Consider the following 11,460-nt stretch of genomic DNA (forward strand, 5'->3'; position numbering starts at 1 on the left):
CTATCCTCAGACGTCAAACCGCGCTTTCGCGCCGGGCATTTCGCCATTGCCGCCAGGAGAAGGCCAGGATGAACCAGATCGTCAGCACCAGAATGATCGTCGGCGCCGGCGCGGAATCGAGCCAGAAGCTGGCATAAACCCCGCCGACCATGGCGCTCAGGTTGACCAGCACCGCCGCCGCCAGCATGTGCCGGAACTCGCGCGTGAGAAGAAAGGCCACCGCTCCCGGCGCGATCAGCAGGCCGATGGCGAGGATCAGGCCGACCGCGCTCAGCACCGCGACGATGGTCAGCGACAGGATCGACAGCATGCCGTAATGCAGCCAGCCCACCGGCAGCCCGATGGCCTGGGCCTGCGCCGGATCAAAGGCATGCAGCAGCAGGTCCTTCCACTTCAGCACCAGCACCAGGGTGACAAAGGCGCCGACGATGCCGGCGGTCCAGAGGTCGGCAGAGCCCACCCCCAGCATGTTGCCGAAGAGGATGTGATCGAGGTGCACGTTGGTCCGCACCTTGACGTAGAGCACCATGCCAAGGCCGAACATGCCGGAAAACACCACGCCCATCACCGTGTCCTGCTTGATCCGGCTGTTGGCGTTCAGATAGCCGGTGGCCAGAGCGCAACTCATCCCCGCGACGAAGGCGCCGATGATCAGCGGGATGCCCAGCATGTAGGCGATCACCACCCCGGGCAGCACCGCATGGCTCACCGCGTCGCCCATCAGCGACCAGCCCTTGAGAACCAGGAAACAGCTCAGGATCGCCGTCGGCGCCGCCAGCAGCAGCGCCACGAGAAAAGCGTTCTGCATGAAGGGAAACTGGAAGGGGATCAGCAACTGGTCCATCACGCCGCCTCCTCGAGCGCGCTGGCCGCGCGTCTGCGTGCCGCCAGAAGGCCGTGCTTGGGTGCGAAGAAGAAGGCCAGCAGGAAGACCAGGGTCTGCAGGGTGATGATGATCCCGCCGGTCGCCCCGTCGAGGAAATAGGAGGTATAGGCCCCGACGAACGAGGTCACCGAACCGATGGTGACGCTGATCACCAAGAGCACCGGAAAGCGGTCGGCCAGCAGATAGGCGGTCGCGCCCGGGGTCACCACCATGGCGATCACCAGAAAGGCCCCAACCGTCTGCAATGCCGCCACGCAGGAGGCCGAGAGCAGCACGAAGAAGATGAAGCGCAACCGTTCGGGCTTGAGCCCGATCGACCGGGCGTGGTTTTCATCGAAGAAGGCAACCATCAGGTCCTTCCACTTCACCAGCAGCACCGCCAGCGAGACAAAGCCGATCACCGCCAGTTGCAGCGTGTCCTCGGGCGTGATCGCCAGCACGTTGCCCAGGATGATGGTCTGCACGTCGACCGAGACCGGCGAAACTGACACCATGAAGAGCCCGAGGCCAAAGAAGCTGGTGAAGATGATGCCGATGATCGCATCTTCCTTGAGCCCCGAGCGCTGGTTGAGAAACAGCATCGCCGCCGCCGCCAGCCCGCCCGACAGGAACGCGCCCAGCGCGAAGGGCAGGCCCAGCATGTAGGCGCCGGCGACGCCCGGCACGATGGAATGGCTCAGCGCATCGCCGATCAAGGACCAGCCCTTGAGCATCAAATAGGCCGAGAGAAAGGCGCAGACCGCGCCGACCAGCGCGCTGACCCACATCGCATTGGTCATGTAGCCGTAGGAGAAGGGTTCGAGCAGCAGGCTCATTCCTCCTCCTCGCTCTTGGGGCCGACGGTGCGGGCCTGATCGTCGTACATGACAAAGGGCCGCTCGTCGTCCGACAGGATGGTGATCGCCCGCTCGTCGGCGTCGTCGTGCAGGTCGGTGCCGCCCAGAACGAAGTGCCGCAGCACGCCGCCAAAGGCCGCTTCGAGGTTTGCCTGGGTAAAGACCTCTGCGGTCGGGCCGTAGTTCAGCACCGTGCCCTTGACCAGAACCACCTGGTCGCAGAATTCCGGCACGGAGCCCAGGTTGTGGGTCGAGACCAGCATGACCTTGCCTTCGTCGCGCAGCTCGCGCAGCAGGGCGATGATCGCCTCTTCGGTCTGGACGTCGACGCCGGTGAAGGGCTCGTCGAGCAGGATCACCTGCCCCTCCTGCGCAAGCGCGCGCGCCAGGAAGACCCGCTTGCGCTGCCCGCCCGAAAGCTCGCCGATCTGGCGCTTGCGGTAGGACTGCATGCCGACGCGTTCCAGAGCCCCGGCGACCGCCGCCTTGTCGGCGGCAGAGGGGATGCGCAGCAGGCCCATGCGGCCGAAACGGCCCATCATCACCACGTCCTCGACCAGCACCGGGAAGGTCCAGTCGACCTCTTCCGACTGCGGCACATAGGCGACAAGCCCCTGTTTCAGAGAGGCTTTCACCCCCTGCCCCAAAATGCCGATCTCCCCCCGCGCGGCGGGCAGGAACCCCATGATCGCCTTGAACAGCGTGGATTTCCCAGCGCCGTTCACCCCCACCAGGGCGGCGATCGAGCCGCGCGGCACGGCAAAGTTCGCGGATTTCAGCGCCGTGACCCCGTTGCGGTAGGTCACCGCCAGGTCGCGGACCCAGAGGCCGGCGTCGTCGAAATCCTCGAGCGCGATCTTACCCACCGGTCAGCCCCTTCGCCACGGTCTCGGTCGTCACCCGCAGCAGGTCGAGATAGGTCGGCACCGGCCCGTCAGGCCCCGAGAGCGAATCGACGTAAAGCTCGCCGCCATAGCGCGCGCCGGTTTCCCGGGCGACCTGCTTGGCGGGGTCGGTGTTGACCGTGCTTTCGCAGAAGACAACGGGAATCTCGCGGTCGCGGATGGTGTCGATCATCCGGCGCACCTGCTGCGGCGTGCCGGTCTGGTCGGCGTTCATCGGCCAGAGATAAACCTCCTGCAGGCCGAAATCCCGCGCGAGATAGGAAAACGCCCCCTCGCAGGTCGCCAGCCAGCGCTGGCCTTCGGGCACCTCGTCGATCAGCGCGCGCAGCGGGGCGATGGCCTCGGTGATCTCGGCCTTGTAGCGCTCGGCATTGGCGGCATAGGTCCCGGCGTTCCCGGGGTCATGTTCGGACAGCGCATCGCGGATGTTGTCGACATAGATCAGCGCATTGTCGAGCGACATCCACGCATGCGGGTTGGGCTTGCCCTCGTAGGAGCCTTCCGAGATCGGGATCTCGTCGACCCCTTCGCTCACCACCGCCGAGGGCTTTTCGCCGAGGTTGTCGAGGAACTGCTCGAACCACAGTTCCAGGTTCATGCCGTTCCACAGCACCAGATCGGCATCGATCGCGCCCACCAGATCGCGCGGCGTCGGCTCGTAGCCGTGGATCTCGGCCCCCGGCTTGGTGACCGAGACAACCTCGGCCGCGTCGCCGGCGACGTTCTGCGCCATGTCGGCAATGACGGTGAATGTGGTCACGACCTTGAAGTCCTGAGCGGCGACCGGGCCGGCAAAGGCCAGCACCATCGCGGCAATCGTCCGTTTCAGCATGGAAATCCCCCTGAGATAACGGTTGTGTTGGCCAATATGCGGTTCGCCAGCGGGATGTCAATGAAATTGAGAACCATTCTCATTATAAACCGCGAGCTGCCCGACGTCTGCCCAAGGTCTGCGCTTGCACGGCGCGGCGGCGTCCCTATGCTCCGCAGAAAACGCGAGACGCCAAGATGACCGACACGCTTGACCCCGAGAACTGGGACGATTTCCGCGCCAGCGCCCATGCGCTTCTCGATGCCTGCATCGATCATCTTGCCGATGCCCGCGCCCATCCCTGGCAACCCCTGCCCGAGGAGACCCGTCAGGGCTATGCGCTGAGCGGTGAGGCCCGGGGCGAGGCCGCCACGGCAAGACGGCTGATCGACGACATGCTGCCCTATGGCACCGGCAACACCCATCCGCGGTTCTGGGGCTGGGTGCATGGCACCGGTCTGGCCTCGGGGCTCTTGTCCGAAATGGCCGCCGCCACCATCAACGCCAATTGCGGCGGGCGCGATCACGGCATGATCCATGTGGAACACGCGGTGATCGACTGGGCGCGCGGCATCATGGGCTTTCCTGAGACCGCCTCTGGCGTGCTGGTCACCGGCACCTCGCAGGCCACGGTGATTGCGCTGGCCACCGCGCGGCAGCGGGCGCTGGGGCCGGAGGTGCGCCACAAGGGTCTGAGCGGCCGGCTGACCGCCTATGCCGGCGCCGGGGTGCACAATGCCACTCGCAAGGCGATCGAACTGCTGGGCATCGGCGCCGACAACCTGCGCCGCATCCCCGAAGATGACAGCGGCCTGCAGATCGACGCCCTGCGCGCCGCCATCGCCGAGGATCGCGCAGCCGGTGCCACGCCCTTTGCCATCGTCGGCACCGCCGGTTCAGTGGATTTCGGCCGTTTCGACGATCTGAATGCCCTGGCCGATGTGGCGCGGGACGAGGCGCTCTGGCTGCATGTCGACGGCGCCTTCGGCGCCTGGGCGCGGCTGGCCGAAGACCCCTGGCGCGGGCTGACCGACGGGATCGAGCGCGCCGACAGCCTGGCCTGCGATTTCCACAAGTGGATGTATGTGCCCTATGACTGCGGTCTCTGCCTGATCCGCGATGGCGCCGAGCATTACGCCGCCTTTGCCGCCCGCCCCGCCTATCTTGCCAGCCATGGCGAGGGTCTGTCCGGCGGTGACCCCTGGTTCTGCGATTTCGGCACCGACCTGTCGCGCGGTGCCCGGGCGCTCAAGGTCTGGACCGCGGTCGAGAGCTATGGCGCGGCCGGTTTCGGCGCCGCGATCACCGCCAATTGCCGCGCCGCCGCCCGCATGGGCGCGGCCGTCACCGATGCGCCCGCCATGGCGCTGATGGCGCCGGTGATCTCCAACCTCTGCGTCTTCACCGCCGATGCCAGCCTGCCGGCCGCGGCGCAATCGACCCTCAACAAGGCCATCGCATCGGCGCTGCAGCTCGACGGCACCGCGGTGTTTTCCACCACCGAGGCCGGCGGCATCACCTGCCTGCGCGCCGCCATCACCAATCACCGCACCACGCCCGAGGACATCGACGCCGCCATTGCCGCCGTCGCCGCCCGGGCGCAGGCGCTCTCCCCCCATCCATCAGCCCAGTGACCCGAGGCCCCATGTTTACCGATTCCCTTCTGACAGACGTCCGTTCTCGCTTTGCACATGTCGACAGCTGCCCCTTTCAGGGACCGCGCATCTTCTTTGAAAACGCCGGTGGCGCGCTGACGCTGAATTCCGTGGTCGAGACCTCGACCAGGTTCGCCGCGATCCCCGACAACCAGGGCCGCGACAACCCTGCCGCCCATGCGCTTGTCGATGCGATCAACCGCGCCAAGGCCGACATGGCGACCTTCTTCGGGGCCTCGTCGGGCCAGTTCTTTGTCGGCGAAAGCGGCACCGAACTGACCTTCCGCCTGTTGCGGGCGATGATCCTCGGCGCCCACCCCGGCCCGGTGCTGGGCTCGACCGTCGAACACCCGGCCTCGCGCTCGGCGGCTGGCAAATGGGCGCATGTCGCGGGCCGCGACTACATCTCGGTACCGCATGACGATGCCACCGGTCTGGTGACCGCCGAGGCCTATGCCGCCAAGGTCACCGCCGACACCGCCGTTGCCACCATCCTGCACACCTCGCCAGTCACCGGCATGGCGATGGACCTCGCGGCCATCACCGCCGCGATCCGCGCCAAGGCGCCCGACTGCCTGATCTTTGTCGACGGCATCCAGCATGCCAGCCACGGCTTGATCGACATCGACAGCTACGACATCGACGGCTACGTGATCTCGCCCTACAAGGTGTTCTCGCGCCATGGCTATGGCATCGCCTGGGTCTCTGACCGGGTGTCGAAACTGCGGCTTGAGGGCCTGCAGGGCGGCCCCGAGGAGAACTGGGAGTTCGGCACCCGCGACACCGGTGCCTATGCCACCTTTTCCGATGTGGTCAGCTACTTCGACTGGCTCGGCGGCGAAGTCTCCGAAGAGACCCACCGCCGTGCCCGCATCCTCGCCGCCGGCGCCGCGATCCACGACCATGAACAGGCGCTGACCCAGGCCATGCTGCACGGCACCGGCAACCTGCCCGGCCTGTCGGAACTGCCCGGCGTGCAGATCGTCGGCGGCACCGACAACCCTGCGCGCGAGGGCCTCGTCAGCTTCTGGCGCGAGGGCACCCCGTCGGAAGAGATCGTCGCCGCGCTGAATGCCCAGGGCATCCGCACCCATACCCGCAAGGCCGATCACTACTCCGGCAATATCCTCGACCCGCTGGGCCAACCCTCCTGCATCCGCGTCTCGATGTGCCATTACAACAGCCTGGCCGAGGTGGCCGCCTTCCTCGCCGCGATGAAGGACATGTAAGCCCCGCGCCCGCGCCCCTTCTGCAACCAAACGGAGCCTCCCCATGCCCCACGGCGGCCAAATCCTCGTTGACGCGCTCAATGCCCAAGGCACGACCCGGGTCTTCTGCATCCCCGGCGAAAGCTATCTCGCCGCGCTCGACGGGCTCTACGAGTCCGGCATCGACACCGTGGTCGCCCGGCAAGAGGGCGGCGCGGCGATGATGGCCGAGGCGCAGGGCAAGCTCACCGGTCGCCCCGGCGTCTGTTTCGTCACCCGTGGCCCGGGGGCCACGAACGCCAGCGCCGGGGTGCATGTGGCGATGCAGGACAGCACGCCGATGGTGCTCTTCATCGGCCAGGTGGCCAGCGACCAGCGCGACCGCGAGGCCTTTCAGGAGGTCGACTACCGCGCCATGTTCGCGCCGCTGGCCAAGTGGGTGGGCGAGATCGACCGGACGGAGCGCATTCCGGAATATGTCTCCCGCGCCTTCCACGTGGCGCAATCGGGCCGCCCCGGCCCGGTGGTGCTGGCGCTGCCGGAAGACATGCTCTCGGCCGCCTGCGAGGCCGAGATCGTGCCCGCCGCCAACCCGCCCTCGGGCCGCGCCGCCGAGAGTGACATCACCGCAGTGCTCGACCTGCTGGCCGAGGCCGAGCGCCCGCTGATCCTCGCCGGCGGCCCGCTCTGGTCGGAAGAGGCGCGGCTGGCCCTGCAGAGCTTTGCCGAGACCGCGCAAATTCCCGTCGCCACCTCGCTGCGCTGCCAGGACTACTTCGACAACACGCACCCCGCGTATGCCGGCGACATGGGCATCGCCGCCAACCCGGCGCTGGCCACCCGGCTACGCGAGGCCGACGTGCTGCTCTGCCTCGGCGCGCGGCTGGGCGAGATGACCACCGCCGGCTACACCCTCGTCACCCCGCCGGTGCCGGCGCAAAAGCTGATCCACGTGCACCCTGACCCCAGCGAACCGGGCCATGTCTATTACCCGACCCTCGCCGTCGCCGCCCAGGCCGGCGAGGTCGCGCAACAACTGGCCGCCGCTGCCCGCCCCCCGGCGCAGGACCGGCGCGCCTTGATCACCGAGGCCCACAGCGCCTACCTGGAATGGCAGGCGCCCGAGGAAACCCCCGGCACGCTGCACATGGAACAGGTCCTAGTGCACCTGCGCGACACCCTGCCCGAGACCGCGATCCTCACCAATGGCGCCGGCAACTACTGCGGCTGGCTGCACCGCTACTATCGCTGGCGCCGCTACCGCACCCAGCTGGCCCCGACCTCCGGCTCGATGGGCTACGGGTTGCCCGCCGCTGTCGCCGCCGCGCTGGAGCATCCCGACCGCCCGGTGATCTGCTTCGCCGGCGACGGCTGCTTCCAGATGACCATGCAGGAATTCGGCACCGCCTGCGACTACGGCGCCAGGGTCATCGTCCTGCTGGTCAACAATGGCATGTACGGCACCATCCGCATGCACCAGCAGGCACATTACCCCGGCCGGGTCTCCGGCACCCGGCTGAAGAACCCCGACTTCGCCGCCTGGGCCCGCAGCTACGGCGCCCTCGGCCTCACCGTCACCCGGGACGCGGAATTTCCCGAGGCCATCACCCAGGCCCTCGCCGCCGAGACCCCCGCCCTGATCGAGCTCAAGACCGACCCCCGCGCCCTCTCCACCAGGCTCATCCTCAAGGATCTCTGACCCCCCTTCGTCTTTCCTCTTGCGCCAAATACCCTCGGGGGAGTCGCCAAAGGCGACGGGGGCAGAGCCCCCAAAATCCGCCCCGGCGCTAGCGCCGCCGCCCGAACCCCGGCGCGCGCGCCAAGCGCCATTTCCGGACTCCCCCCAAGAACAAAACGTGAATATACTGGCGGTCCTTCCCGGAGATTCGCCCCATCCCATGTTCGCCGAGCTGTCGATCACCTCGAATTTCACCTTCCTCACCGGGGCCTCCCACCCCGAGGAGTTCATGCAGCGTGCCGCAAGCGTCGGCCTGCCGGCGATTGCCATCGCCGATGACAATTCCGTCGCCGGCATCGTCCGCGCCCATACCCAGGCGCGCGAGATCGCCCGCGCGGTCCGCGAACGTCAGGCCTTCGACGCCGCCAACGGCCTGATCGGCCCGCCGGCGCCCGATCCCGCGCCCCCGGCCCCCCTGCTCAGCGCCATGCCGCGACTGATCCCCGCCGCCCGGCTGGTCTTCACCGATGCGCCGCCGGTCACGGCCCTGGTGCAAAGCCGCCGCGGCTGGGCCCTGCTCTGCCGCCTGCTCTCGCGCGGCCGGCTCAGGGCAGACAAGGGCAGCTGCCTCCTGCACCTCGCCGACCTCATGGAAAGCGGCGCCGAGGGTCTTCACCTGGCCCTGCACGGCCCGCCAGAGGCACAGGCCTCACCGCCCGGCGCGGGCACATGGGCGACAGCGGCGCAGCGTCTGACGCGCCGCTTCGGCGGGCAGATGTCGCTCTTGATGACGCCGGCCTATGACGGCGCCGATGCCGCCCGCTTCGACCATCTCGCCGGTCTCGCCGCGGAACTGGGCCTGCCCACCCTGGCCTCCGCCGCGCCGCTGATGCATGCCGGTCCGCGCCGTCGGCTGGCCGATGTGCTCAGCGCCATCCGCGAGGGCACCACCGTCGAACGCCTCGGCGCCCTGGCCCAGCCCAATGGCGAGCGTCGCCTGCGCTCGGAGGCCGAGATGCGCCGGCTGTTCCGCGGCCACGAGGAGGCCGTCAGCCGCGCCGGCGCGCTGGCCGCCGCCTGCAGCTTCTCGCTCGACGCGCTGCGCTATGAATATCCGTCAGAGATCGCCGAGGGCGAAACCCCGGCCGGCCGGCTGGCGCGGCTTGCCCACCAGGGGCTGCGCTGGCGCTATCCCGACGGCGCGCCTGACAAGGTGCGCGCCATGCTGGAACATGAGCTGCGGCTGATCTCCAAGCTGAAGTACGAGCCCTATTTCCTCACCGTCCGCGACATCGTGGCCTTTGCCCGCGAACGCAACATCCTCTGCCAGGGCCGGGGCTCTGCCGCCAATTCCGTGGTCTGCTTCTGTCTCGGCGTCACCTCGGTCTCGCCCGAGATCGGCACCATGGTCTTCGAGCGGTTCGTGTCAGAGGCGCGCGACGAGCCGCCCGACATCGACGTCGATTTCGAGCATGAGCGCCGCGAAGAGGTGATCCAGCATATCTACGAACGCTACGGCCGCCACCGCGCCGGTCTCTGCGCCACGGTGATCCATTACCGCGGCAAGCGGGCCATCCGCGAGGTCGGCAGCGCCATGGGCCTCAGCCAGGACACCATCGGCGCCATGTCCTCGCAGCTCTGGGGCTTCTGGGGCGCCGACGGGTTGCAGGACCAGCGGCTGCGCGAGATCGGGCTTGATCCGCAGGACCCGCAGATCCGCCTGACGCTGTCACTGATGCAGGAGATCATCGGCTTTCCCCGGCACCTGAGCCAGCACGTCGGCGGCTTCATCGTCACCGAGGGCCGGCTCGACGAGCTGGTGCCGATCGAGAATGCCAGCATGGAGGACCGTACCGTCATCTGCTGGGACAAGGACGATATCGACAGCCTCGGCATCCTCAAGGTCGACGTGCTCAGCCTCGGCATGCTCACCTGCATCCGCAAGGCCTTCGACCTGTTGCAGCAGCACAAGGGGCAGGAGTGGCAGTTGGCCACCCTGCCGCCGGAGGACTCGGCGGTCTATGACATGCTCTGCCGCGCCGATACCATCGGCGTCTTCCAGGTGGAATCACGCGCCCAGATGAACTTTCTGCCGCGGATGAAGCCGCGCTGTTTCTACGACCTGGTGATCGAGGTCGCCATCATCCGCCCCGGTCCGATCCAGGGTGACATGGTGCATCCCTACATCCGCCGCCGCAATGGCGAGGAAAAGGTGCAGTTTCCCTCCGATGCGCTGGGCGAGGTGCTGGGCAAGACGCTGGGCGTGCCGCTGTTTCAGGAACAGGCGATGCAGATCGCCATCGTCGGCGCGGGGTTTTCCCCGGAAGAGGCCGACCGGCTGCGCCGGGCGCTTGCCACCTTCAAGAAGAACGGCAATGTCAGCGAGTTCCGCAGCCGTTTCATGCGCGGGATGAAGAAGAACGGCTATGACGAGGAGTTCTCGGAACGCTGCTTCTCGCAGATCGAGGGCTTCGGCTCCTACGGCTTCCCAGAAAGCCATGCGGCAAGCTTCGCGCTGCTGGTCTATGCCTCGGCCTGGATCAAGTGCCACCACCCCGGGATCTTTGCCTGCGCGCTGCTGAATTCCCAGCCGATGGGCTTCTACGCCCCGGCGCAGATCGTCCGCGACGCCCGCGAGCATGGCGTGGTGGTGCGCCCGGTCTGCATCCAGTCCAGCTACTGGGACAACGTGATGGAGCCCGACGGCCGCGGCGGGCTGGCGCTGCGGCTGGGGTTTCGCCAGATCAAGGGTCTGGCCGAGGAGGATGCCGGCTGGATCACCGCCGCGCGCGGCAACGGCTATCGCTCGGTCCGCGATGTCTGGCGGCGGGCCGGGCTGACCGCGCCGGTGCTGGCGCGTCTGGCCGAGGCGGATTGCTTTGCCGAGCTGATGCGCCGCCGCGAGGCGCTCTGGGAAGCCAAGGCGCTGACCGCCGCCAGGCCGCTGCCATTGTTCGAGGGCGATCTCGACGGCGAGGCGATCGACGAGCCCGCGGCCAGCCTGCCGGCGATGACCCTTGGCGAGGAGGTCGTCGAGGATTACGTCGCCCTGCGCCTGACCCTGCGCGCCCATCCGATGGCCCTGCTGCGCGACCGGCTGACCCCCCGCGATCCCGTCGCCGGCCTGCGCGTCACATCGGTGCCAGTGCCGTCCCGGACCTGATCCGGGACCTCGCCCTCAACCATTCGCACAAGCCGCGCCATCGCCGACCCGTGGGGTGGCGATCTGACACTCGTTCGGCAGTGCTTTATTTCGGCCAAATCCGAAGAAACTCGGAGCGAAGCGCAGGTATCAGCCAAATCGCCGCCCCGGGGGGCGGGTCGGCGATGGCGCGGCGGCCTGCGGCCTTGATTCCGCGCCTTCAGCTCCCCTACCCCCACACCCCGCACCACCGCCGTTCCGGACCTCCTCACCCCGCCCGCACCCGCAAGCAAACCTTCGTGACACCGCCTGCAACACCAGACAAACCCCTGAAAACCT

The 11,460-nt window shown here is 67.8% G+C and carries 8 protein-coding genes; 4 read left to right on the forward strand and 4 right to left on the reverse strand.

Features of this window, described 5'->3' with window-relative positions:
- Positions 1-13 precede the first annotated feature (13 nt).
- From ACN0SE_RS15110 to ACN0SE_RS15125, 4 genes are read right to left on the reverse strand one after another with little or no spacing between them, the layout of a single operon-like run.
- A complete protein-coding gene (locus ACN0SE_RS15110; protein WP_417525363.1) occupies positions 14-847 on the reverse strand; it encodes a metal ABC transporter permease in 834 nt (277 codons plus the stop codon).
- Complete coding sequence (locus tag ACN0SE_RS15115) at positions 844-1,701, reverse strand: metal ABC transporter permease (RefSeq protein WP_417525364.1); 858 nt, start codon at positions 1,699-1,701, stop codon at positions 844-846. Before ACN0SE_RS15115 ends, ACN0SE_RS15110 begins: the two co-directional genes overlap by 4 nt.
- On the reverse strand, positions 1,698-2,588 hold the full coding sequence (locus tag ACN0SE_RS15120) for a manganese/iron ABC transporter ATP-binding protein (RefSeq protein ID WP_417525365.1): 891 nt from the start codon (positions 2,586-2,588) through the stop codon (positions 1,698-1,700). Before ACN0SE_RS15120 ends, ACN0SE_RS15115 begins: the two co-directional genes overlap by 4 nt.
- Positions 2,581-3,459, reverse strand: a complete 879-nt coding sequence (locus ACN0SE_RS15125) for a metal ABC transporter substrate-binding protein (RefSeq protein WP_417525366.1) — start codon at positions 3,457-3,459, stop codon at positions 2,581-2,583. The genes ACN0SE_RS15120 and ACN0SE_RS15125 overlap by 8 nt, the downstream gene beginning before the upstream one ends.
- A 176-nt stretch (positions 3,460-3,635) precedes the next feature.
- On the opposite strand from ACN0SE_RS15125, the gene ACN0SE_RS15130 reads away from it, so the two are divergent.
- From ACN0SE_RS15130 to ACN0SE_RS15145, 4 genes are all read left to right on the forward strand, one after another.
- On the forward strand, positions 3,636-5,072 hold the full coding sequence (locus tag ACN0SE_RS15130) for a pyridoxal phosphate-dependent decarboxylase family protein (protein ID WP_417525367.1): 1,437 nt from the start codon (positions 3,636-3,638) through the stop codon (positions 5,070-5,072).
- An 11-nt stretch (positions 5,073-5,083) separates the two neighbouring features.
- Positions 5,084-6,322, forward strand: coding sequence for an aminotransferase class V-fold PLP-dependent enzyme (locus tag ACN0SE_RS15135; RefSeq protein WP_417525368.1), 1,239 nt, complete (start codon positions 5,084-5,086; stop codon positions 6,320-6,322).
- A gap of 43 nt (positions 6,323-6,365) precedes the next feature.
- Positions 6,366-8,000: a thiamine pyrophosphate-binding protein gene (locus ACN0SE_RS15140; RefSeq protein ID WP_417525369.1), complete on the forward strand. Its 1,635-nt coding sequence runs from the start codon at positions 6,366-6,368 to the stop codon at positions 7,998-8,000.
- Positions 8,001-8,199: 199 nt separating this feature from the next.
- The gene (locus tag ACN0SE_RS15145; protein WP_417525370.1) at positions 8,200-11,142 is read left to right on the forward strand and encodes an error-prone DNA polymerase; all 2,943 of its coding nucleotides are present in this window, start codon (positions 8,200-8,202) and stop codon (positions 11,140-11,142) included.
- Positions 11,143-11,460: the final 318 nt, after the last annotated feature.

Origin of the sequence: Marinovum sp. (assembly GCF_048263515.1) — a bacterium.
GTDB lineage: Bacteria > Pseudomonadota > Alphaproteobacteria > Rhodobacterales > Rhodobacteraceae > Marinovum.